This window comes from Amycolatopsis sp. lyj-109 (assembly GCF_046548995.1).
GTDB lineage: Bacteria > Actinomycetota > Actinomycetes > Mycobacteriales > Pseudonocardiaceae > Amycolatopsis.
Genome location: NZ_JAJPWR010000011.1, coordinates 249,028 through 274,826 on the forward strand (window position 1 = coordinate 249,028; position 25,799 = coordinate 274,826).

Annotated in this window: 3 protein-coding genes and 1 pseudogene; 1 reads left to right on the forward strand and 3 read right to left on the reverse strand. The window is 74.1% G+C overall.

The genetic code is table 11. From position 1 onward, the window contains the following. Positions 1 to 12 precede the first annotated feature (12 nt). Positions 13 to 378 (forward strand): winged helix-turn-helix transcriptional regulator, encoded by a 366-nt coding sequence (locus ACLJQF_RS25615; protein WP_410612233.1) that lies wholly within the window; start codon positions 13 to 15, stop codon positions 376 to 378. Positions 379 to 446: 68 nt separating this feature from the next. On the opposite strand, the gene ACLJQF_RS25620 is transcribed toward ACLJQF_RS25615, so the two are convergent. The 3 genes and pseudogenes from ACLJQF_RS25620 to ACLJQF_RS25630 all read right to left on the reverse strand — a co-directional run bounded on the left by ACLJQF_RS25620 (position 447) and on the right by ACLJQF_RS25630 (position 25,767). Next, a complete protein-coding gene (locus ACLJQF_RS25620) occupies positions 447 to 2,015 on the reverse strand; it encodes a carbohydrate-binding protein (protein ID WP_410612234.1) in 1,569 nt (522 codons plus the stop codon). Between the two features lie 795 nt (positions 2,016 to 2,810). Next, positions 2,811 to 10,682 (reverse strand): annotated as a pseudogene (locus ACLJQF_RS25625) (SDR family NAD(P)-dependent oxidoreductase); the annotation flags it as partial. Between the two features lie 79 nt (positions 10,683 to 10,761). Next, on the reverse strand, positions 10,762 to 25,767 hold the full coding sequence (locus ACLJQF_RS25630) for a type I polyketide synthase (RefSeq protein WP_410612235.1): 15,006 nt from the start codon (positions 25,765 to 25,767) through the stop codon (positions 10,762 to 10,764). Positions 25,768 to 25,799: the final 32 nt, after the last annotated feature.

The following is a 25,799-nucleotide window of genomic DNA, read 5'->3' on the forward strand; positions in this document are numbered from 1 at the left end:
GGAGGCGCAAAAGTGACCGAGACCACTCCCGAGCTGGCCTGTCCGATCGCCCCGGTGGTCGACATCGTCTTCAGCCGCTGGACCACGCCCATCCTGTGGTCACTCCACGAGTACGGCCGGCAGCGGTTCGTCGAACTGCAGCGCCGGATCGCCACGATCACGCCGAAAGTGCTCACCCAGCGGCTTCGGCAGCTGGAGCGCGACGGCCTCGTCGTGCGCACCTACCACGCCGAGGTCCCGCCGCGGGTCGAGTACGAGATCAGCGAGCTCGGCCGCAGCCTCGGTCCCCTGTTCGCGACCCTCGCCGATTGGTCCGGCAACCTCGGGAAGGTCGACGCCGCCCGGGAGGCCTACGACGAACGCAGCTCGGCCAGGTGAGCTGCGCCGTCGGGGACCTGCACCGGGCAGCCGTCGTAGGACTGCTCCGGGCCTGAGCTGCGAGCGAACTACGGGGAAACGTCCACGTAGTCGAGGTTCGCCGGGCCGTCGGCGGTCGTCGCGGTCAGGCGGACCGTGTGCGCACCCGCGGCCAGGCCGATCGGACGCGCGACCGTGCTCCACGTCGTCCAGGCGCCGGTCGCCGGGAACGGGACGGCCGCGGCAACGACCGTGCCGTCCACCGAGATGTCCACCGGGCGCGCCGCCGTCGTGCCGTTCGCGTAGCCGAACGTCAGCGTGGCCGCCGGTCCGGTGACCTGCCATTCGACGTAGCTGCCGACGGCGTTGGCGCCGTTCGCGAAGCCGGTCCCCGAGAAGCCCGCGTGGTTCGCGTCGATCGTGCCGCCCGCCGAAACGGAACCAGCCTCGGCTTCGTAGCGCGTCGAGCTGCCGGCACGGGACACCCGGTACAGCACCGTCGCGTGCGAGGGCACCGACGCGCTGATCGTGCCGGTGGTGGTGCGCACCGCCTTGCTCCACAGGTCCTTCAGCGAGTACGAGGACGCCCCGCCGATCCCGGTGGCGGACGCCGTCGTGCTGATCGTCGCCGTCGCGGCCGTTTCGTTGGACAGCGCCACCGCGCGGTCGCCGTTCGCCAGCACCTTGCTGTAGACGACGAGGCCCGCGTTCGCGCTCAGCACGGTCGCCTGCTTGCCCAGCGGGTCCTGGTCGAGCGCGATGACGTCGGTGTTCTTGAGGATCGCGAAGTTGTCGTCCGACACCTTGCGCAGGTCACTGCCGATCAGCAGGGGCGCCGCCATCATCGCCCAGAGGCTGAAGTGCGTGCGGTACTCCGCCGCGGTCATCCCGCCGTTGCCGACCTCCAGCATGTCGGGGTCGTTCCAGTGGCCGGGGCCGGCGTACTGCGCGAGGCCGCGGTTGGTCTGCGCCTTGCCGATCATGCTCGACCACTTGTCGGAGATGTCACCGGTGGTGCGCCACAGGTTCCCGACCGGCTCGGCCCAGTTCCACGGCTTGTTCTGCCCCCATTCGCAGATCGAGTACGCGATCGGGCGGCCGGACTTCGCGAGCGCGTCGCGCATCGCCTTGTACCGCTGCTGCGCGTCGGCACCCTGGTTGTTGCAGTTGTCGTACTTCAGGTAGTCGACGCCCCAGGAGGCGAACAGGTTCGCGTCCTGCTGCTCGTGGCCCAGCGCACCCGGGAAGCCAGCGGTGTTGCAGGTCTTCGTGCCGGCGCTGGTGTAGATGCCGAACTTCAGGCCTTTCCCGTGCACGTAGTCGGCGAGCGCCTTGATGCCGCCGGGAAACCGCGCCGGGTCGGGCACCAGGTTCCCCGCCGAGTTGCGGGACGGCAGCGCCCAGCAATCGTCGATGTTGACGTAGGTGTAGCCGGCGTCCTTCAGGCCCTTGCTGACGAAGATGTCCGCGATGCCTTTGATCATCGTTTCGTTGAACTCGGCACGGCACTGCGTCGAGTTCCAGTTGTTGAAGCCCATCGGCGGTGTGCGCAGCAGGCCGTTTTCGAGGGCCGACGCCGTGGGGGAACCCAGGACGAGACCGCTGGCCGCGATCGCCAACGCGGCGGCCGCGCTCGCGATGCGCCGGAGTGAAGACATGCGTGCTCCCGGAGGTGAGGGTGGGCAACCTCCGGTTAGTAAAAGATCCTTCCAATCAGGGCGTCAAGGTTTGGTGCACGAAACATCAGATATGACACCGAATCATCCCAGTCATCGGCACGCGGCGGGCAGCTCCTCGACCAGCCAGGTGTGGAGCTGCCGGGCCGCGTCCCCTACGTCGTCCCCCGGTTTCAGGGCGAGGACGGGCACTCGCGGGTCGGCACCCACTGCGCCGAACAGCCGCAGGTAAGCGCCGACGGTCGTCAGCTCGGCGTCCGTCGCCGTCTCGGGCAGCTCGTCGAACTCGACCTCCGCCGGGTCGGCGAGGACCACGCCGGTCGCGCCGGCGGCGTCCGCGACGACGGCGGCGAGCAGCGCACCCGAGCCGGACCCGAGCACGACGAACGGTTCGCCGTCCGCCTGGGCGCGGATCGCGTCGGCGGCCGTCGTGACCAGCGTGTCCAGGTCGGCCGGGGCGGGTGTCTCGCCGTCGAAGCCCGGGGCGGGCACCAGCCAGGTCTCCCGGACGCCGTCGAAGCGCGCGGTGACGTCTTCGCACCACCGTGTCGAGCCGGTGAGCGTGCCGAACGCGAACAGCAGCGGCCGGGACGCGCCCGTCGTCGCGCGCCGCAGCCGCGGCGTCCACGGTGCGGCGGGCAGGAACTGCGCGGCCGCGCCGAGGAACGTCCGGAACTCGGCCGTGCGGCCGGTTTCCCGGGCCGTTCGGTGCAGCGTCCCCAGCGAGCCGCTCGCCTCGGCCGGGGCCGCCGGGACGGTGGCCAGGAGGTGCCCGGCCAGCTCGCCGACCGTCGGGTAGTCCCAGACCAGCGCGGCGGGCAGCTCGAGGCCGGTCGCCGCGCTGATCCGGTTGCGCAGCTCGACGACGCCGAGGGAGGTGAACCCCAGTTCGGCGAACGCGGACTCCGGCTCGACCGCGTCGGCGGACGGGTGCCCGAGCGTCGCCGCGACTTCCGCCCGGACCCAGTCGAGGAGCCACGCCGGGCGATCGGCGGCCGGGAGGTTCGCCAGGCGCCCGGCGATCGGCTCGGCCTCCGGCGCGTCGCTCGGTTCGGGGGCCACCGTCTCCGGCAGCACTGTGTCCGGCAGCACTGTGTCCGGCAGCACTGTGTCCGGCAACATCATGTCCAGCCAGTACCGGCTGCGCTGGAAGGCGTAGGTGGGCAAATCGACGCGGGCGGCACCGGGGAAGAACGGCACCCAGCTGACCTCGCCACCGTGGACGTGAACAGTGCTCAAAGCAGAGAGCAGTGCTCTCTCTTCGGAGCGGTCGCGCCGCAACACCGGTACGGCGACACAGTTCGCACCGAGGGTTTCCCTGACCATCGCGCTGAGCACGCCGTCGGGACCCAGCTCCAGGAACACCCCGACCCCGGCCGCGTCCAAAGTGGACACACCATCGGCGAACCGGACGGCCTCCCGAACGTGCCGCACCCAATACTCCGCCGTGAACGACGAAGCGAGAGCACCGCTCACATTCGAGAGCACCGGAATCTCGGCCGGGTGGTAGGTCAGCGTTTCCGCGACCGCCCGGAAGTCCGCCAGCATCGGGTCCATCAGCGGCGAGTGGAACGCGTGGCTCACCTTCAGCCGCTTGGTCTTCGGGAACTTCGCCGCGATCGCCAGCACCGCGGCCTCCTCGCCCGAGATGACCACCGACGCCGGGCCGTTGACGGCGGCGACGGAAACGCCCTCGGTCAGCTCGATGTCGGCCTCGGCCGCGGCGATCGAGACCATCGCCCCGCCGGCGGGCAGCGCCTGCATCAGCGACGCCCGCGCCGACACCAGGCGGCACGCGTCCGCCAACGTGAGCACCCCGGCCACGTGCGCGGCCGAGATCTCCCCGATCGAATGCCCGGCCACGAAATCGGGGCGGACGCCGAAGGACTCGACCAGGCGGAACAGCGCGACCTCGACCGCGAACAACGCGGGCTGGGTGAACTCGGTCCGGTCGAGCAGCTCAGGGTCGGAAAAGGCCTCGCGCAGCTTCGGGTCGAAGTGCGCGAGCACCGCATCGAAGGCGGCGGCGAAGGCCGGGAAGCGGGCGTGGAGGTCCCGGCCCATGCCGATCCGCTGCGCACCTTGCCCGGTGAACAGGGCCGCGAGCCGGCCGGGCCGTTCGCGTCCGGTGACGACGTTCGGCGCGGGCCGGCCGGCCGCCAACGCGGAGACCCCGCTCAGCAACTCCTCGGCGGTGGTGCCGTGGACGACGGCGCGGTGCGCGAACCGGCTTCGCGACGACACCAGCGACAACCCGACGTCGGCCGGGTGCGCGGTGACGTCCAGCAGCCGGGCGGCCTGCGCCCGCAGCGCCGCTTCCCCGCGGCCGGACAACACCCACGGCAGCACACCGGTTTCGTCGCGTTCCGGGGCGGCCGGCGGCGAAGGCGCCTGTTCGAGGATCGCGTGCGCGTTCGTCCCGCTGACGCCGAACGACGACACGCCCGCCCGCCGCGGCCGGTCGGCAGCCCACTCCCGGGCCTCGGTCAGCAGCTCCACGGCACCGGCCGTCCAGTCCACATGGGACGAAGGAGCGTCGACGTGCAGGGTCGCGGGCAGCACGCCGTGCCGCATCGCCATGATCATCTTGATCACGCCCGCCACCCCGGCGGCCGCCTGCGTGTGCCCGATGTTCGACTTCAGCGAGCCGAGCCACAGCGGCCGGTCCCCGGTGCGGTCCTGACCGTAGGTCGCCAGGATCGCCTGCGCCTCGATCGGGTCGCCCAGCGTCGTGCCGGTGCCGTGCCCCTCGACGACGTCCACTTCGGACGGTTGCAGCCCGGCCCCGGCCAGCGCGGCGCGGATCACCCGCTGCTGCGACGGCCCGTTCGGCGCGGTGAGGCCGTTCGACGCGCCGTCGGAGTTCACCGCCGTCCCGCGGACCACGGCGAGCACCGGGTGGCCGAGCCGCCGGGCGTCGGACAACCGCTCCACGGCGAGGATTCCGGCGCCCTCGCCCCAGCCGGTGCCGTCGGCCGCGTCGGCGAACGACTTGCACCGGCCGTCGGCGGCGAGACCGCGCTGCCGGCTGAAGTCGATGAACACGCCCGGCGTCGACAGCACCGTCACGCCGCCGGCCAGCGCGAGGTCGCACTCGCCCTGCCGCAGCGACTGGCACGCGAGGTGCAGCGCCACCAGCGACGACGAGCACGCCGTGTCCACGGTGATCGCCGGCCCTTCGAGGCCGAACGCGTACGCGACGCGGCCGGACACCACGCTGGCCGAGCTGCCGGTGCCGAGGAAGCCCTCGACGCCCGCGGGCACGGCGAGCGGCCGGGACGCGTAGTCGGAGTACATCACGCCGGTGAACACGCCGGTCCGGCTGCCGCGCAACGACTCCGGATCGATGTGCGCGCGTTCCAGTGCCTCCCACGACGTCTCCAGCAGCAGCCGCTGCTGCGGGTCCATGGCGAGCGCCTCGCGGGGCGAGATGCCGAAGAAGCCCGCGTCGAACTCGGCCGCGTCGTAGAGGAACCCGCCTTCCTTAGCGTAACTGGTGCCCGGGTGGTCCGGGTCGGGGTCGTAGAGGGCGTCGGCGTCCCAGCCGCGGTCGGCCGGGAGACCGCCGACCGCGTCGCGGCCCGCGGCGACGAGGTCCCAGAGGTCCTCCGGGCTCCGGACCCCGCCGGGGTAGCGGCAGCCGATGCCGACGACGACGATCGGGTCGCCGGCCACCCGGCGCTCCCGCACCACCACCGGCGCGGCGTCGCCGGACACCCGCTCGACCACGTACCGGGTGAGCGCCTGCGGGGTCGGGTGGTCGAAGACGAGCGTCGCCGGCAGCCGCAGCCCGGTCTCGGCGGCCAGGCGGTTGCGCAGTTCCAAGGCGGTCAGCGAGTCGAAGCCGAGTTCCTTGAAGGCGCGCGCCGGTTCGACGGCGGCGCCCGTCGCGTACCCGAGCACGCCCGCGACGAGCCCGCGGACGAGGTCGAGGACCTGCCGGACGCGGTCCTCCGCGCCCAGCCCGGCCAGCCGCCCGGCGAACGAAGACCGGCCGGTCGCGGCCGTGGCCTGCCGCCGGGCGGGCGGCAACAGGCCGTGGAGCAGCGCGGGCGGCACCGGCTGACGGCGCAGCGCCGCGAGTTCGAGCCGGACCGGCGCGAGCACCGCCCGGTCCGCGGCGACGGCCCGGTCGAACAGCGCCAGGCCGAGTTCGGTGTCCAGGGGCGTCATGCCCGCGCCGGCCATCCGGTGGCGGTCACCCTCGGCGAGGTGGCCGGTCATCGAGCTGGCTTCGGCCCAGAGCCCCCAGGCCAGCGAGACGGCGGGCAGGCCGTGGGCGCGGCGGTGCTGGGCCAGCGCGTCGAGGAACGCGTTCGCGGCGGCGTAGCCGGCCTGGCCCGCGCCGCCCATGGTGGCGGCGAAGGAGGAGAACAGGACGAAGGCCGAGAGGTCCGAGGTGAGTTCGTGGAGGTTGCGCGCCGCCTCGGCCTTGGGCCGCAGGACCGCGGCCAGGCGCTCCGGGGTGAGGGATTCGACGACGCCGTCGTCCAGCACGCCGGCCGCGTGGACGACCGCCGACACGCGGTGCCCTTCCAGGACCGCGGCCAGCTGCGCGCGGTCGGCGACGTCGCAGGCGACGGCCGTCGCGGTGGCGCCCAGCGCGGTGAGTTCGCCGGCGAGGTCCGCGGGCTCGCGGCGAGACAGCAGCAGGAGCCGCCGGACGCCGTGGTGGGTGACCAGGTGGCGGGCGATCAGGCCGCCGAGCAGGCCGGCCGCGCCGGTGATCAGCACCGCGCCGTCACCCCAGGCCGGCAAACTGTCCGAAGTGGACAGCCGGGCCAGCCGGGGAACGTGCCACTTCCCCGCGCGCCGGGCCAGCTGGGGTTCCCCGATCGGCAGTTCCGCCGGGACCTCGCCGGCGTCGACGAGCACGAACCGGCCGGGGTGCTCGGTCTGGGCCGACCGCACCAGGCCGGTCACGGCCGCGGCGGCGAGGTTCGGGCTGTCCTCGCCGCCCACCGAGACCGCGCCCGTGGTGTGCAGGGCCAGGAGCCCTTCGGCGGCAAGCCACTCCTGGAGCCGTTCGAGGACCGCCGCGGTCACTGCCCGCACCGGGCCGTCCGGGACCCGGAACACGGTGAACTCGCGGCTCGGCTCGGTGGCGGGGAGCTCGGGCCAGGTGACCTCGAAGAGCACGTCCGCCGCGGGCGAGGCCTCGGCGGGGCTCCGCAGCGACAGCGACCGCACCGCACCGACCGGAGCGCCGGTTCCGTCGGCCAGCGTCAGCGCGACGGCGTCCGCGGACACCGGGGTGAGCACCACTCGCAGCGCGGTCGCGCCGGACGCGGTCAGGGAGACGCCGCTCCACGCGAACGGAAGTTTCGGCCCGTCGCCGGTCGCGGTCAGCGCGCCGAACCCGGCCGCGTGCAGGGCCGCGTCGAGCAACGCCGGGTGCAGCCCGAACCGGCCCGCCTCGGCTCGCAGCGGCTCGGGCAGCTCGACCTCGGCGAAGACGTCGGAGCCGCGGGTCCACACCGCGCGCAGCCCGCGGAAGGCCGGGCCGTAGTCGACCCCGATGTCCGCCATAGCCGGGTAAAAACCGGCCACCTCCACCCGCGAAGCCCCCGCGGGCGGCCACTCGGAAGCGTCGCTTTCACGTGAAAGTGACGCCTCGGGAGCGTCGCTTTCACGTGAAAGCGACGCCTCGGTGAGGAGGCCGGTGGCGTGGCGGGTCCACGGGGTGAACTCGTCCGGGCGGGAGTGGATCGCGAGTTCGCCGTCCTCCGCCACCGAGACCTGGATGTGCACGCCGCCCTGGGCGGGCAGGACCAGCGGGGTTTCCAGGGTCAGCTCGTCCAGGGTGCGGCGCCTGGCCTGGTCGCCGGCGCGGAGCGCGAGCTCGACGAACGCCGTGCCCGGGAGCAGGACTTCCCCGCCCACGCGGTGGTCGGCCAGCCACGGCAGGCTGTGCAGCGAGAGCTTGCCGGTGAGAACCGTGCCGCCCGAGCCGGCCAGTGACACGACCGCGCCGAGCAGCGGGTGCCCGGCGGAGACCAGGCCGAGGCCGCTCGCGTCGCCGGCGGCGACCAGCCGCGGCCAGTAGCGTTCGTGCTGGAACGCGTACGTCGGCAGTTCGGTGCGGCGGGCGCCGGGAAACGCGTCGTCCCACCGGACGTCGGCGCCGTGCACCCAGGCTTCGGCCAGCGACGTGTGGAACCGGGCGAGGCCGCCTTCTTCGCGGCGCAGCGAGCCGAACGCGGTCACGTCCTCGCCGCCGATCGCCATGGTCAGCACAGGGTGCGGCGAAGCTTCGACGAACGTGCGGAAGCCCTGGTCCGTCAGCGCGGCCACGGCGGTGTCGAGCCGGACCGGGCGGCGGAGGTTGGTGTACCAGTACCCGGCGTCCAGTTCGGTGCCGTCGAGCCAGGCGCCGGTGACCGTGGAGAAGAAGCCGGTCGTGGCCGGCCGCGGCCGGATCGGGGCCAGGACCTCGAGGAGGCGTTCGCGGATCCGTTCCACCTGCGGCGAGTGCGAGGCGTAGTCGACGGGGACCCGCTTCGCGCGGACGTCGGTACAGGACGCCATCAGTTCGTCGAGGGCGTCCGGCGTCCCGGAGACGACCACCGCGGACGGGCCGTTGACCGCGGCGATCGACAGCCGCTCGCCCCAGGGCGCGATCCGGGCCGTGACCGCGTCGGCGGACTCGGCGATCGAGACCATCCCACCGCCGCCCGCGAGCGCGAGGATCGCCTGGCTGCGCAACGCCACCACGCGGGCGCCGTCCTCGAGCGACAGGGCACCGGAGACGACCGCGGCGGCGATCTCCCCCTGCGAGTGCCCGACGACCGCCGCGGGCTCGACGCCGTGGGAGCGCCAGAGTTCCGCCAGCGAGACCATCACCGCGAACAGTGCGGGTTGCACGACGTCGACGCGTTCCAGCAGGGCCGCGTCACTGATCGCCTCGGTGAGCGACCAGTCCACAAAGGACGACAAGGCGACCGCGCACTCGGCCATCCGCGCGGCGAACACCGGCGATTCGGCGAGGAGGCCGACGGCCATCCCGGCCCACTGGGAGCCCTGGCCGGGGAACACCATCGCGACTTTGCCCGCCGCGGCCGTCCCCTTGACGACGGCGGGTGCCGGGCGGTCTTCGGCCAGCGCCGCGAGCCCGGCGAGCAGCCCTGGGCGGTCGCCGAGGACCACCGCGCGGTGGTCGAACGCGGACCGCGTCGTGGCCAGCGACAGCCCGATGTCCCCGATGGGCCCGTCGACGCCGGCGAGCGCGGCGGCCTGTCCGCGAAGACCTTCCGGCGACCGGGCCGACACCACCCAGGGCACGACCCGGCCCGGCTCGTCGGGCCCGGCGGCAGGCGCGTCCTCGGCCGGCGCCTCTTCCAGGATCGTGTGCACGTTGGTGCCGCTCATGCCGAACGCGGAGACCGCGGCCCGGCGCGGCCGGTCCGACGGCCACTCGCGGCGCTCGGTGAGCAGCTCGACGGCCCCCGCCGACCAGTCCACCCGCGACGAGGGTTCCTGGGCGTGCAGGGTCGGCGGCAGCACGCCGTGCCGCATCGCCAGGACCATCTTGATCACCCCGGCGACGCCCGCGGCGGCCTGGGTGTGACCGATGTTCGACTTCACCGACCCCAGCCACAGCGGCGTTTCCCGGTCCTGGCCGTAGGTCGCCAGCAGCGCCTGCGCCTCGATGGGGTCGCCGAGCGTCGTGCCGGTGCCGTGGGCTTCGACCGCGTCGACGTCCGAAGTGGACAGACCGGCGTCGGCCAGTGCCGCCCGGATCACCCGCTGCTGTGAAGGACCGTTCGGCGCGGTCAGGCCGTTCGACGCGCCGTCGGAGTTCACCGCCGAACCGCGCACGACGGCCAGGACCGGGTGCCCGTGGCGGCGTGCGTCCGACAGCCGTTCCACGACGACCATACCGCTGCCCTCGCCCCACGAGGTGCCGTCGGCGGCTTCGGCGAACGCCTTGCACCGGCCGTCCGGGGCCAGGCCGCGCAGCCGGCTGAACGCGATGAACGACCCCGGCGTCGGCAGTACGGTCACGCCGCCGGCGAGCGCGAGGTCGCACTCCCCCTGCCGCAGGGCCTGCACCGCCAGGTGCAGCGCCACCAGCGACGACGAGCACGCCGTGTCGACCGTGAGCGTCGGCCCCTCCAGCCCGAACGCGTAGGCGACGCGTCCGGAAAGGACACTCGCCGCGTTGCTCGTCGCGAGGTGCCCTTCGAGGGCCTCGGCGGAGCCGAGCATGAGGGTGCCGTAGTCCTGGCCGTTGGAGCCGACGAAGACGCCCGTCCGGCTGCCCTTCAGCGACGGCGGCCGGATGCCCGCGTGCTCCAGCGCTTCCCAGGACGTCTCCAGCAACAGCCGCTGCTGCGGGTCCATGGCCAGTGCTTCGCGTGGGGAGATGCCGAAGAAGCCGGCGTCGAAGTCCGCGACGCCGTCGAGGAAGCCGCCTTCGCGCACGTACGACGTCCCGGGCGCCTCCGGGTCCGGGTCGTACAGCGAGCCGAGCTCCCAGCCGCGGTCCTCGGGAAAGCCGGAGATCGCGTCCCGGCCGGCCTCGACCAGGTCCCACAGCTGCGCCGGGGTGCGGACGCCGCCCGGGAACCGGCAGCCGAGGCCGACGATCGCGACCGGCTCGGTGGCCTGTGCCTCCTCGAGCCGGCGGCGGGTGTCCTGCAGATCGGCCGTGACCCGCTTGAGGAAGTAGCGGAGCTTCTCCTCGTTGTCCATCGTCTTCTCACTCCATGCAGTCGCGGGCGCCGGATCAGGAGATGCCGAACTCTTTGCCGAGGAGGTCGAACATCTCCTCGTCGCTGGCGGATTCGAGGCTCGGGGCGGCCGGTTCGCCCGCCCAGCCCGCGGTGAGCAGCCGCAGCTGCCCGGCGACGCGGGCCCGATCGGCCTCGCCGAGGGTGGCGCCGACCCGGCTCAGCTCGTCGAGCAGCCCGGCCACCCCCCGCGGCGCGGGCTCGTCGTCCCGCAGTTCCGCGGTCAGGTGCCGGGCCAGCGCGGACGGCGACGGGTGGTCGAAGACGAGCGTCGCGGGCAGGTTCAGCCCGGTGACGCGGTCCAGGCGGTTGCGCAGCTCGACCGCGGTCAGCGACGTGAAGCCGGTTTCGCTGAACGCCCGATCCGGGGCGACGTCGGCGGCCCGGCCGTGGCCGAGCACCGCCGCGACGTGCTCGCGGACGACGTCGAGGACCAGGTCGCCGGCGTCGGCGCCGGAAAGCGCAGACAGCCCGGCCAGGCGGCCGCCGAGCCCGGCCGGTGCTTCGGCGACCGGCGCCGCCGGGGCCAGTTCGGCGTAGAGCGGCCGGTTCGCGGCGTAGGTGTCCCAGTCGATGTCGGCGACGACCTGCGACCGCGTGCTTCGGGCGAGGGCCGCCGCGGCGTCGGTGGCGGGCAGCGGGGTGACCCCGGCGCGGCGCATCCGGTCGGCGTTCCCCGCCGCCATGCCCGCACCCGCCCACGGGCCCCAGGCGATCGAGGCGGCCGCCCGGCCGGACGCGCGACGCCGCTGGGCGAGGGCGTCCAGCTCGGCGTTGGCGGCCGCGTAGTTCGCCTGCCCCGCGGCGCCGACCGTGCCGGCGAGCGAGGAGAACAGGACGAAGGCGTCGAGGTCGCCGGTCAGCTCGTCGAGGAGCCGGGCGCCGGTCACCTTGGCCCGCAGGACCTCGGCGAACCGGTCGCCGGTCAGGGTGTCGACGACGCCGTCGTCGAGGACGCCCGCCGCGTGCACCACCGCCGACACCCGGTGTTCGGCCAGCATGGCCGCGACCGCGTCCCGGTCGGCGACGTCGCAGGCCACGACCGTCACCCGGTCGTCCGGCGCTTCGCCACCGCGACGGCCGGCCAGGACGACGTGCTCGGCGCCGTGGTCCAGCAGCCAGCGGGTGACGTGCCCGCCGAGCGCTCCGGTGCCGCCGGTGACGAGCACGGTGCCCCTCGGCGTCCACTGTGGACTTGCGCCGGTGTCGCGGACGAGGCGGCGGGCGAAGGCGCCGGTGGCGCGAACGGCGATTTCTTCCTCGCCACCGGCGGCGAGGACCGCGCACAGTCGCTCGCCGTCCTCGGCGCTCAGCGTGTCCGGCAGGTCGACCAGGCCGCCCCAGCGGTTCGGGTGCTCCATCGCGACCGTCCGGCCGAAGCCCCAGAACTGGGCCTGGGCCGGGTCCACGACAGACTCGCGGTCCGCCGTCGCGACCGCGCCGCGGGTGGCGCACCACAGCGGTGCGGTGACGCCGGCGTCGCCGAGCCCTTGGACCAGGGCGAGGGTCTGCGGGAGCCCGGCGGCCACGGCCGACGCCGGGGAGCCGGTCGCGAACGCGAGCAGGGACAGCGCGCCGACCGGCGTCGAGGCCTCTTCCGCCAGCTTGGCCTCGACCAGCTTCGCGACCGTGATGCGGTCGGCGTCCTCGGGCACCCGGACGACCAGGGGCCGCGCTCCGGACGTCGCGAAGGCGCCCGCCACCGCCGTCACCGCACCGGGGTCGTCGAGGGTTTCCGGCAGCACGAACAGCCAGTCGCCCGACACCGCGGCGGTTTGTTCGCGCAGCTTGCGCCAGACGACGCGGTAGCGCCAGGAACCGGAGCTCGCCCGGGTCTCCCGCCGCCAGCCGGACAGCGCCGGGAGCGCGGGGGCGATGGCCGCGTACTGGTCACCGTCGAGGCCGAGCAGCGCACCGAGCGAGTCCAGGTCCTCGCCTTCGACGGCCGTCCAGAACTCGGCGTCCGCTTCGGACACCGGCGCGGCGGGCGCGGGCTCGGGCCAGAACCGCTGCCGCTGGAAGGGATAGGTGGGGAGATCGACCGGGCGGGCAGGCGGGAAGAAGGCCGCCCAGTCGACATCCACACCGTGGACGTGAGCAGTGCTCAACGCGGAGAGCAGTGCTCTCTCTTCGGAGCGGTCGCGGCGCAGGGCCGGGATCGCGGTGCCGGGCACCATGGCGCTGAGCACCCCGTCGGGCCCCAGTTCGAGGAAGACGCGGACACCGGCGGCTTCGAGGGTGGTCACCCCATCGGCGAACCGGACGGTCTCGCGCACGTGCCGCACCCAGTAGTCCGCGGTGAACGGCTCGGCGAGAGCACCGCTCACATTCGAGAGCACCGGAATCTCGGCGGGGTGGTAGGTCAGCGTTTCCGCGACCGCGCGGAACTCCTCGAGCATGGGGTCCATCAGCGAGGAATGGAACGCGTGGCTCACGGTGACCCGCTTCGTCTTGGTGCCGCGCTCGGCGAACTCCGTGGCGATCTTCAGCACCGCGGCCTCCTCGCCGGAGATGACGACCGACTCGGGGCCGTTGACCGCCGCGATCGAAACCCCCTCGATCAAGGTGACGGCCGACTCCGGTGCGGCGATCGAGACCATCGCCCCGCCGGGGGGCAGCGCCTGCATGAGTGACGCGCGGGCCGCGACGAGCGTGCACGCGTCGGGCAGGGTCAGGACGCCGGCGACGTGGGCCGCGACCAGCTCGCCGATCGAGTGCCCGGCGACGAAGTCCGGGCGCACGCCCCAGGCCGTGACCAGGCGGTGGAGGGCGACCTCGAGCGCGAACAGCGCGGGCTGGGTGTACCCGGTCCGGTCGAGCCGCTCACCGCCGTCGAAGACGATCTCGCGCAGGGACGCGTCGAGCAGGCCGTCGAACTCCGCGCACACGGCGTCGAAGGCGTCGGCGAACACCGGGAACCGGTCGTACAGCTCGCGGCCCATCCCGGCGCGCTGGGCGCCCTGGCCGGTGAACAGCACGGCCAGCCGGCCGCCGGGAGCGGGGGTGCCGCGCACGGCGTTGTCCAGGTCCGCCAGCCCGGCGAGCAGCTCGTCCCGGTCGGCGCCGATCACCACGGCCCGGTGGTCCAGTGCCGCGCGGCCGGTGGCGAGGGTGCGGCCGACCTCGGCCGCCGAGGCACCGTCGGTGAGCGCCGACCGGAGGCGACGGGCCTGCTCGGTCAGGCCTTGCTCGTCACGCGCGGAGAGCGGCCACAAGGTGAGTCCGTTGTGGACTGCCGACGCGGGTTCGGGCTCGCCCGCTTCGAGGACCACGTGGGCGTTGGTGCCGCTGACGCCGAACGCGGACACGCCGGCGCGGCGGGCGCGCCCGGTCTCCGGCCACGGCGTCGCTTCGGTGAGCAGCTCCACCTCGCCCGCCGACCAGTCCACTTGGGACGAAGGCGCGTCGACGTGCAGCGTTCGCGGGAGGACGCCGTGGCGCATGGCCAGCACCATCTTGATCACCCCGGCGATGCCCGCGGCAGCCTGGGTGTGGCCGATGTTCGACTTGACCGAGCCGAGCAGCAGCGGCGTTCCGCGGTCCTGGCCGTAGGTGGCCAGCAGGGCCTGCGCCTCGATCGGGTCGCCCAGCTTCGTGCCGGTGCCGTGCGCTTCGACGGCGTCGACGTCCGAAGTGGACAGACCGGCGTCGGCCAGCGCGGCGCGGATGACCCGCTGCTGCGAAGGACCGTTCGGCGCGGTCAGGCCGTTGGACGCGCCGTCGGAGTTCACCGCTGATCCGCGGACGACCGCGAGCACCGGGTGGCCGTTGCGGCGGGCGTCCGACAGCCGCTCCAGCAGCACGAGCCCGGCGCCCTCGCCCCAGCCCGTGCCGTCCGCCGCCTCGGCGAACGCCTTGCACCGGCCGTCGGAAGCCAGGCCGCGCTGCCGGCTGAACTCGACGAACGTCGCCGGGGTGGACATCACGGTCGCGCCACCGGCGAGCGCGAGATCGCACTCGCCCCGGCGCAGTGCCTGCGCGGCGAGGTGGATCGCGACCAGCGACGACGAGCACGCCGTGTCGACGGTCAGCGCCGGGCCTTCGAGGCCGAACGCGTAGGCCAGCCGGCCGGACACGACCGCGGCGGCGTTGCCGGTGCCGATGAAACCGCCGACCTCCTCCCCCGCCGCGCCGAGCAGGCCCGCGTAGTCCTGGCCGTTGGTGCCGGCGAACACGCCGGTGCGGCTGCCGCGCAGCGCGTGCGGGTCGATCCCGGCCCGCTCGAAGACCTCCCACGTGATCTCCAGCAGCAGGCGCTGCTGCGGGTCCATCGCGAGGGCTTCGCGCGGCGAGATCCCGAAGAAGGCCGCGTCGAACTCCGCGGCGGTGTCGAGGAAACCGCCGTCGCGGACGTAGCTGTGGCCGCTCTTGCCCGGGTCCGGGTCGTAGAGCGCGCCGAGGTCCCAGCCGCGGTCCTCGGGCAGGCCGGTCATCGCGTCGACGCCGTCCGCGACGAGCCGCCAGAGGTCCTCCGGCGTGGCCACCGCGCCGGGGAACCGGCAGCCCATGGCGACGAGCGCGATCGGCTCGTCGGTGCCGATGTCGATGCCGGTGCGGGCCGGCGCGGTCTCGCCCGGCTCCGGCAGGCGGCCCCGCAGCTCGTGGTGCAGGTGCCGGGCCAGCGCGGCCGGCGTCGGGTGGTCGAACACGCACGTCGCGGGCAGGCTCAGCCCGGTCGCGGCGTCGAGGCGGTTGCGCAGTTCGACAGCGGTCAGGGAGGTGAACCCGCTGTCGGAGAACGCGCGCTCGGCGTCGACCGCGGCCGCGTCGGGGTAGCCGAGCACGGCCGCGACGTGCGTGCGGACCAGGTCGAGGACCGTCCGGGCGGCGTCCGGTTCGGACAGTCCGGTGAGCAGTCCCGCCGGTTCGGCCTCCGCGCTCGGGAGCGGCTCGCCGAACCCGGCGAACAGCGGCCGGGGCCGGACGGTCCGCAGCGCCGGGAGGTAGACGTCCCAGTCGAGATCGGCCACCACGGCCACCGGCGCGCCGGCCGTCGCTTCGAGCGCGAGTGCGTCGAGGGCGAGGCCGGGTTCCAGGGCGCCGACGCCCGCGGCACGCAGCCGCCGCCGCGCTTCGGCGTCGCCCGCCGCCATCCCGGCACCGGCCCACGGGCCCCACGCGATCGAGACCGCGGGCAGCCCGGCGGCGTGCCGCTGCTGCGCGAGCGCGTCGAGATGGGCGTTGGCCGCGGCGTAACTGCCCTGGCCCGCGGCGCCGAACGCGCCGGCCATCGACGAGAACAGGACGAACGCGTCGAGGCCGGTGGTGAGCGCGGACAGGTTCTCGGCCGCGGTCGCCTTCGCCCGCAGCACGGCGTCGAACCGCTCCGGCGTCAGGGACTCGATGACGCCGTCGTCGAGGACGCCCGCGGCGTGCACCACCGCACGGAGATCACCGGGGAGCACGGCGGCCAGTGCGTCGCGGTCGGCGGCGTCGACGGCCACGATCGAGACCTCGCAGCCGAGGGCGGCCAGCTCGCGTTCGAGGTCCGCGGCGCCCGGCGCCGCCGGTCCGCGCCGGCTGAGCAGCACCAGCCGCTCGGCACCACCCGCGGCCAGCCGGCGGGCGACCTGGGCGCCGAGAGCGCCGGTGCCGCCGGTGACCAGCACGGTGCCCCGGGGCTGCCAGGCCTCGCCCGTCGTCGTGGACCGCCGTTCCAGCCGGCGCGCGAAGACGCCGGACGGCCGGAGCGCAACCTCGTCCTCGGTGTCCTTGGTGTCCTTGGTGCCGGCGAGCACGGCGGCGAGCCGGGTGCGGCCGCGGTCGTCCAGTTCGGCGGGCAGGTCGATCAGGCCGCCCCAGCGCTGGGGGTACTCCATCGCCGCGGTGCGGCCGAGCCCCCAGACCTGGGCCTGGACCGGCGCATCGACCCGGTCGGACCGCACGGCCGCGACCGCGCCGCGGGTGAGGCACCACAGCCGTCCGCTCGCCCCGAGATCGCCGAGGTCGCCCAGCGCCTGGAGGAGGGTGGCCGTGCCCGCCGCGACACCGTGCCCGCCGTCGGCCAATGCCAGCAACGAAAGCACACCGTCCACTTCGGACCCGTTCAGCGCTTCGCGGAGGCGTCCGGCGAACTCCGCGCGCGGCAGCAGCGGGTCGATCCGCACGGGCGTGATCCGCGCGCCGCGTTCGATCACCGTCTGCGCGACACCGGCCACGACGCCGGGTTCGCCCGCCTCCGGCACGACCAGCAGCCAGTGCCCGGTGAGCGCGACCGCGGTCGGCGAGACCGGCCGCCAGGCGATGCCGTAGCGCCAGGACTCCACTGTGGACGCCTGGTGGCGGCGCCGGTACCAGGCCGACAGGGCCGGGGTGACCGTCTCGGCGACGTCCGCGTCCAGTTCGAGTTCGGCGGCCAGCTTGCCGCTGCGCACCACGTCCCAGAAGCCGGAGTCACCGCCGGGTGCCGCCGTGCCGGGTTCCGGGGCGAGCCAGTAGCTGCGGTGCCGGAAGGCGTACGTGGGCAGGTCGACCCGGCGGCCGCCGGGGAAAAACGGCGTCCAGTCGACGTCGACGCCGTGGACGTGAGCGGTGCTCAACGCGGAGAGCAGTGCTCTCACTTCGGAGCGGTCGCGCCGGAGGGCCGGGATCGCGATGCCGGGCACCATCGCGCTGAGCACGCCGTCCGGGCCCAGCTCCAGGAACACATCGGCGCCGGCGGCCCGCAGCGTCGCGATGCCGTCGGCGAACCGGACGGTCTCCCGCACGTGCCGCACCCAGTAGTCCGCGGTGAACGGCTCGGCGAGAGCACCGCTCACATTCGAGAGCACCGGTATCCGCGCCGGGTGGTACGTCAGGGTTTCCGCCACCGCCCGGAACTCGTCGAGCATCGGGTCCATCAGCGGGGAGTGGAACGCGTGGCTCACCTTGAGGCGCTTGGTCTTCGGGAACTTCGCCGCGATCGCCAGGACCGCGGCCTCCTCGCCGGAAATGACGACCGACTCCGGGCCGTTCACCGCCGCGAACGAGACACCTTCGGTCAAGGTGATCCCGGACTCCGGGGCGGCGATCGACACCATCGCTCCACCGGGCGGCAGCGCCTGCATCAGCGAGGCACGGGCGGCGACCAGCCGGCACGCGTCTTCCAGGGTGAGCACCCCGGCCACGTGCGCGGCCGAAATCTCGCCGATCGAGTGTCCGGCCACGAAATCCGGGCGGACGCCCCACGACTCGACGAGCCGGAAGAGGGCGACCTCGACGGCGAACAGCGCCGGTTGCGTGATGCCGGTGTCGTCCAGGGACTCGGTGCCGCCGAGGATCGTGTCCCGGAGGTCCGGGAAGTGCGCGCAGACCGCGTCGAAGGCCGACGCGTAGACCGGGAACCGGTCGTACAGCTCGCGTCCCATGCCCGGCCGCTGCGCTCCTTGGCCGGTGAACAGCACGGCCGGCCTGCGGTCCGGCCGCGCGACCCCGGTCACCGGCGGGTTCTCCAGTGCGGCCAGGAGTTCGGCGCGGTCGTCGCCGAACACCACGAGCCGGTGTTCGAGCGCGGCCCGGGTTTCCGCCAGGGAGAAGCCGATGTCGACCGGAGACAGGGACGGGTGGGCCTCGACGTGCGTGCGGAGGCGTTCGGCCTGCGCGGTCAGCGCGTCGGCGTCACGGGCGGACAGCAGCCACGGGATGGTGCCGGGCTCCTCCGAGCGCTCGGGCGCGGGTGGCGCGGCCGGGGCCTGCTCGATGATCGTGTGGGCGTTGGTGCCGGAGATGCCGAACGACGAGATGCCGGCCCGGCGCGGCCGTCCGGTTTCGGGCCAGCGGCGGGCCTCGGTGAGCAGCTCGATCGCGCCGGACTCCCAGTCGACGCGCGATGACGGCGCGTCGACGTGCAGGGTCCGGGGCAGGAGGCCGTGCCGCAGGGCCAGCACGACCTTGATGACCCCGGCGATGCCCGCGGCGGCCTGGGTGTGCCCGATGTTGGACTTGAGCGAGCCGAGCCGGAGCGGTTCCTCGCGGTCCTGCCCGTAGGTGGCCAGGAGGGCCTGCGCCTCGATCGGGTCGCCGAGGGTGGTGCCGGTGCCGTGCGCCTCGACGGCGTCCACTTCGGACGGACGCAGGCCCGCACCGGCCAGCGCGGCGCGGATGACCCGCTGCTGCGAGGGACCGTTCGGGGCGGTCAGGCCGTTGGACGCGCCGTCGGAGTTCACCGCGGAACCCCGCACCACGGCGAGGACTTCGTGCCCGTGACGCCGGGCGTCGGACAGGCGTTCCAGCAGCACCAGGCCGGCGCCTTCGCCCCAGCCGGTGCCGTCCGCGGCCTCCGCGAACGCTTTGCAGCGGCCGTCGGAGGCGAGCCCGCCCTGCCGGTCGAACTCCACGAACATGCCGGGCTGGGCCATCACGGCGACGCCACCGGCCAGTGCGAGGTCGCACTCGCCGCGGCGCAGGGCCTGGACCGCCCAGTGCAGCGCGACCAGTGACGACGAGCAGGCCGTGTCGATCGAGACGGCCGGGCCTTCGAAGCCGAAGGTGTAGGCGACGCGGCCGGAGACGACGCTGGTGGCGTTCCCGGTCAGCAGGTGGCCTTCGACGCCGGCCGCCACCTCGGCCACGCCGCTGCCGTAGGCCTGGTGCGCGGCGCCGACGAAGACGCCGGTGCTGCTGCCCCGCAGCGACCGCGGGTCGATCCCGGCGCGTTCCAGCGCTTCCCAGGAAATCTCGAGCAGCAGCCGCTGCTGCGGGTCCATGGCGAGGGCTTCGTGCGGGGAGATGCCGAAGAACTCGGCGTCGAAGGCGCCGGCGTCGTGGACGAACCCGCCCTCGGCGGCGTCGAGGGCGGCGAGGTCCCAGCCGCGGTCGGCGGGCAGCGCGGTGAGGGCGTCGCGGCCGGATTCGAGCAGGCGCCACAGGTCTTCCGGCGATGTCACCTCGCCCGGGTAGCGGCAGCTCATCGCGACGATGGCGATCGGGTCGTCGCCGGTGACGGTGGTGATCGCCGCCGTCGTGGCGGGCCCGGCGTCGCCGGCCAGCTCCGCCTGCAGCAGCGCGGCGAGGGCGTGGGGGTTCGGGTGGTCGAAGACGACCGTGGCGGGCAGGCGCAGGCCGGTCACCGCGGTGAGCCGGTTGCGCAGTTCGACGGCGGTCAGGGAGTCGAAGCCCAGGTCCTTGAACGCCTTGGCGGGTTCGACGGCGTCGGCGCCGTCGTGGCCGAGGACCGCGGCGACGTGGGTGCGGACGAGGTCGAGCAGGAACCGGCGGACGTCGTCGCCGGCGAGCCCGGCCAGCCGGGCGGCGAGGGCAGCGGTACCGGCGGTACCGGCGGGCAGCCCGGCCGCGCGGCGGGTGCGCACCCGGACCAGGCCGTGCCACAGCGCGGGCAGGTGCTCGGCCTGGGCGCGCAGCGCGGCGAGGTCGACCCGGACCGGGACCACGCACGCGGCCCCGGCGACCTGGGCGGCGTCGAACAGCGCGAGGGCTTCCGCAGTGCCGAGAGCGCCGATGCCGGACCGCGCGATCCGCGACCGGTCCTCGTCGTCGAGAGCGGCGGTCATGCCGCTCGCTTCGGCCCACTGGCCCCAGGCGAGGGAGACGCCGGGCAGGCCGTCGGCGCGGCGGCGGGCGGCGAGGGCGTCGAGCGCGGCGTTGGCGGCGGCGTAGTTGGCCTGGCCCGCGGCGCCGGCCACGCCGGCGAGCGAGGAGTACAGCGCGAACCAGGCGAGGTCGCGGTCGCGGGTCAGCTCGTGCAGGTTCAGCGCGGCGTCGATCTTCGGGCCGAGGACGGCGTCGATCCGCTCGGGGGTGAGCGACTCGACGACGCCGTCGTCGAGCACGCCCGCCGTGTGGACGACGCCGGTGAGATTCACCGGGCGCAGCAGCGCTTCGAGCTCCGCCCGGTCGGCGACATCACAGCTGACGACGCGGGTCTCGGCGCCCAGGGCGGTCAGTTCGGCGACCAGCTCGGCCGCGCCCGGGGCGTCGGGGCCGCGGCGGCCGGCCAGCAGCAGGTGCTTGACGCCGTGGGTGGTCACGAGGTGGCGGGCCAGCAGGCGGCCGAGGGTGCCGGTGCCGCCGGTGACGAGGACGGTGCCGTCGGGGTCCGGCGTGGCGGGGACGGTGAGGACGTTCTTGCCGACGTGCTTGGCCTGGCTGATGAACCGGAACGCGTCGGGTGCGCGGACGACGTCCCAGGCCTTGGTGGGCAGGGGGTGCAGCTCGCCGTCGGCGAACAGCCTCAGCAGGTCACGGAGGATTTCCTGGATGCGGTCCGGGCCGGGGTCGCCGAGGTCGAACGGGAGGTAGGTGACGCCTTCGGGGTCCCGCAGGTCGGTCTTGCCCAGTTCGAGGAACCGGCCGCCGGGTTTGAGGAGGGTGAGCGAGGCGTCGATGAACGGGCCGGTCAGCGAGTTGAGGACGACGTCGACTTCGGTGAACTTCTTCGCGAACTCGAGATCCCGCGAGGAGGCGATGTGGGTGACGCCGAGGGCGCGGACGGCGTCCTGCTTGGCCGGGCCGGCCGTGGCGAACACTTCGGCGTTCTTCGTCCGGGCGAGCTGGACGGCGGCCATCCCGACGCCACCGGCGGCCGCGTGGACGAGCACGGACTGGCCGGCTTCGAGACGGCCGAGGTCGAACAGGGCGTAGTAGGCGGTGACGAAGGCGACGGGCACGGACGCGGCCCTGGCGAAGGTCCAGCCGTCGGGCATCGGGACGAGCAGCCGGGCATCGGTCACGGCTTCGGGGCCGAACGCCCCGGTGAACAGGCCCAGCACCCGGTCGCCGACGGCGATCCCGGTGACGTCGGACGCGACTTCGGTGACGACCCCGGCGGCTTCGGAGCCGAGGACGGCGGCCGGGTCGGGGTACATGCCGAGCGCGATCAGGACGTCTCGGAAGTTGATCCCGGCCGCGCGCACGGCGACCCGCACTTCGCCCTTGGCGAGGTGCTTCGCGGGTTCCGGCCGGAGGGTGAGGCCGTCGAGGGTGCCGCCGGTGGTGGTGAGCCGCCAGGGTTCGCCGGGGACGGTGAGGGCGCCGCTGTGGGCGCGGGCCAGCCGCGGGGCGGTGAAGACGCCTTCGCGGACGTCGATCTGCGGCTCGGCGGGCAGGGTGGCGAGGTCGGGCCAGGGGCCGCCGTCGAGATCGAGGAGCTGGAACCGCCCGGGGTGCTCGGTCTGGGCGGAGCGGACCAGCCCTCGCGCGGCGGCCGCGGCGGGGTCGGTGTCGGCGTCGCGGGTGACGACGACCAGGCGGCCGTCCCGTTCGGCGGCGAGCCAGGAGTGGACGAGGGCGAGGGCTCTCTTCGTGGCCTGGTGGATGTTTTCGGCGACGATGGGGGCGAAGACGAGGTCGGCGTCGGTGTCCAGATCGGACACTGCGGGCAGGCCGAAGGCATCGGCACCGAGAACGACGGCTTCGACCCGCGCCCCGGCGGCGACGGGGATCCGGTCGAGGCGGAAGAGCGAGCCATCCGGAGCCGGGGCGGTGGCGGGTGAGAGGGGGCGGAGGACGAGCGAATCGATCGAGACGACGGGCCCACCGGCCTGGTCGCAGACGGCGACGGCGACGGCGTTGTCCCCGGCCGGGGAGAGCCGGACGCGCAGAGCGGTGGCGCCGGACGCGTGCAGGGTGACGCCGCTCCAGGAGAACGGCATGCCGCCGGAACCGGCCGGGCGGGCTGCGGTGCCACCGGCCGGGGAGGCGCCAGCCGGGGTGCCGCCGGCTGGGTGGGTTGCGGTGCCACCGGCCGGGGCGGCGGTGACTGTGGCGGCGGGCGGGTTCGGCGTGCCCGGGGCCGCCAGCCCCAGCGGGTGCAGGGCCGCGTCCAGCAGCGCCGGGTGCAGGCCGAAGGCCGCCGCGTCCCCGTGGAACTCCTCCGGCAGCGCCACCTCCGCGAACGTCTCCTCGCCGCGGCGCCACACCCGGCCCAGGCCGTGGAAAGCCGGGCCGTACGTGAACCCGAGGGCTTCCAGCTGGTCGTACAGCCCCTCCGTCGGGATGCGGGCCGCTCCCGGCGGGGGCCACTCTGTCAGCTCCACCGCCTGCCGGGCACCGGAAGCGAGCAGGCCGCTCGCGTGGCGGGTCCACGCGTCCTGCCCCGGTGCGGCACCGTCGTCCGGGCGGGAATACAGCGTCAGCTCGCGACGGCCCGTGCCGTCCGCCGGCCCGGCGTAGACCTGGACCGCCACCCCGCCTCGCGCCGGCAGGACGAGCGGCGCCTCCAATGTCAGCTCGTCGACGACGTCGCAGCCCACCTGGTCGCCCGCCCGGACGGCCAGCTCCAGCAGCGCCGTCCCCGGCACCAGGACCGTCCCGCCGAGCGCGTGGCCCGCCAGCCACGGCTGGGTCTCCAGCGACAGCCGCCCGGTGAAGACGACGCCGTCGTGGCCCGCCAAGCCGACCGCCGCCCCCAGCAGCGGGTGGTCCAGCGCGCCCAGGCCCAGCGAACCGGCATCACCGTGGGCGACGCCGCCGCGAGGCCAGAACCGCTCCCGCTGGAACGCGTACGCGGGCAAGTCGATCCGGCGGCCGCCGGGGAAGAACGACGTCCAGTCGACGTCCACGCCGTGGACGTGAACAGTGCTCAACGCTGTGAGCAGTGCTCTCTCTTCGGAGCGGTCGCGCCGCAGTGCCGGGACCGCCGTCCCGGGCACCATCGCGCTGAGCACCCCGTCCGGCCCCAGCTCCAGGAACACCCCGACCCCAGCTGCGTCCAAAGTGGACACACCGTCGGCGAACCGGACCGTCTCCCGCACGTGCCGCACCCAATACTCCGCCGTGAACGACGAAGCGAGAGCACCGCTCACATTCGAGAGCACCGGTATTTCCGCCGGGTGGTACGTCAACGACTCCGCCACCGCACGGAACTCGTCGAGCATCGGGTCCATCAGGGGCGAGTGGAACGCGTGACTCACAGCGAGGCGCTTGGTCTTCGGGAACTGGGCCGCGATCGCCAGCACCGCAGCCTCGTCCCCGGAGATCACCACCGACTCCGGCCCGTTCACCGCCGCGATCGAAACACCCTCGGTCAAGACGATCGCCGACTCCGGCGCGGCGATCGACACCATCGCCCCACCCGGCGGCAGGGCCTGCATCAGCGACGCCCGCGCCGACACCAAACGACAAGCGTCCACAAGGGACAACACCCCGGCCACGTGCGCCGCCGAGATCTCCCCGATCGAATGCCCGGCCACGAAGTCCGGCCGCACACCCCAGGAAGAGACCAGCCGGAACAACGCCACCTCGACCGCGAACAACGCAGGCTGGGTGAACTCGGTCCGATCCAGCAGCGCGGCATCGTCGAACGCGGCACGCAGCGCCGGATCGAACTGCGCGAGCACGGCATCGAACGCGGCCGCATACACCGGAAACCGCTCGTAGAGCTCCAAACCCATCCCGGCCCGCTGCGCACCCTGGCCGGTGAACAACACCGCCAGCGACGCATCCGGATCGGCCGTACCGGTGACGGCGTCCTCGATGCGCGCGAGACCGTCCCGCAGCGAGCCGCGATCAGCGCCGAGGACGACCGCACGCCGAGCCAGCCGTGCCCGCGTGACCGCCAGGGAGTAGCCGCCGTCGACCGGATCGGGATCCGCGTCCAGCAGCCGCCGGGCTTGCGCACGCACTGCCGCATCGTTCGCCCCGGAGATCACCCAGGGCAGGAGCCCGGCCGGAGGGGAGGCCGGTTCGAGCACGTCGGCCGCCGGTGCTTCCTCGACGATGACGTGCACGTTCGTCCCGCTGACGCCGAACGCCGACACCCCGGCCCGGCGCGGGGTCTCCCGCAAAGGCCACGGCCGTGGCGAGGTCAGCAGTTCCACCGCGCCCGCCGACCAGTCCACTTCGGACGACGGCGCGTCGACGTGCAGCGTGCGCGGCAGCACCTCGTGCCGCAGCGCCAGCACCATCTTGATGACACCCGCGATGCCGGACGCCGATTGCGTGTGCCCGATGTTCGACTTCAGCGCCCCGAGCCACAGCGGCCGGTCGGCGGGCCGGTCCTGGCCGTACGTCGCCAGCAGCGCCTGCGCCTCGATCGGGTCGCCCAGTGCGGTCCCGGTGCCGTGCGCCTCGACTGCGTCCACCTCCGAAGTGGACAGACCGGCGTTCGCCAACGCGGCGCGGATGACGCGTTGCTGCGACGGGCCGTTCGGGGCGGTCAGGCCGTTCGACGCGCCGTCGGAGTTGACCGCGGAGCCGCGGATCACACCGAGGATCCGGTGCCCGTTGCGCTGGGCGTCGGACAGCTTCTCCAGCAGCACCAGGCCGGCGCCTTCACCCCAGCCGGTGCCGTCGGCGGCGTCGGCGAAGGACTTGCACCGGCCGTCCGAAGCGAGGCCGCGCTGGCGGCTGAACTCCGCGAACGCCAACGGGCTCACCATCACCGTGACGCCCCCGGCCAGCGCGAGACCGCATTCGTCCTGCCGCAGCGCCTGGCAGGCCCAGTGCAGCGCGACCAGCGACGACGAACAGGCCGTGTCGACGGTGACCGACGGCCCCTCCAGCCCGAAGGTGTAGGACAGCCGCCCCGACATGACGCTGGGCGCCTCGCCGGTCAGCAGATACCCCTCGGAGCCCGCGGCCGCCTGCAGCGTGCTGCTGTAGCCGGACGCGTTCGCGCCGATGAACACGCCGGTCCGGCTGCCACGCAGCGAAAACGGGTCGAGCCGGCCGCGTTCGAGGAGCTCCCAGGACGTCTCGAGCAGCAGCCGCTGCTGGGGGTCCATCGCGAGGGCCTCGCGCGGCGAGATGCCGAACAGTCCGGGGTCGAACGAAGCCGCGTCGTGGACGAAGCCGCCTTCGACCGCGCGGGCGCCTTCCTCGCCGTACATGCGCTCGACGTCCCAGCCGCGGTCCTCCGGGAAGCCCGACATCGCGTCCGTGCCACCCGCGACGAGGTCCCACAGGTCCTCGGGCGAGGCGACCCCGCCCGGGTACCGGCAGGCGAGGGAAATGATGGCGATCGGCTCCTGCTCCGCCGCCTCGGCCGCCTGCAGCCGCTGCCTGGTCTGGTGCAGGTCGGCGGTCACGCGCTTGAGGTACTCGAGGAGCTTGTCCTGCTCTGCCATCGCCAACCTCATCCGTTCGTCCAAGTCAGGGG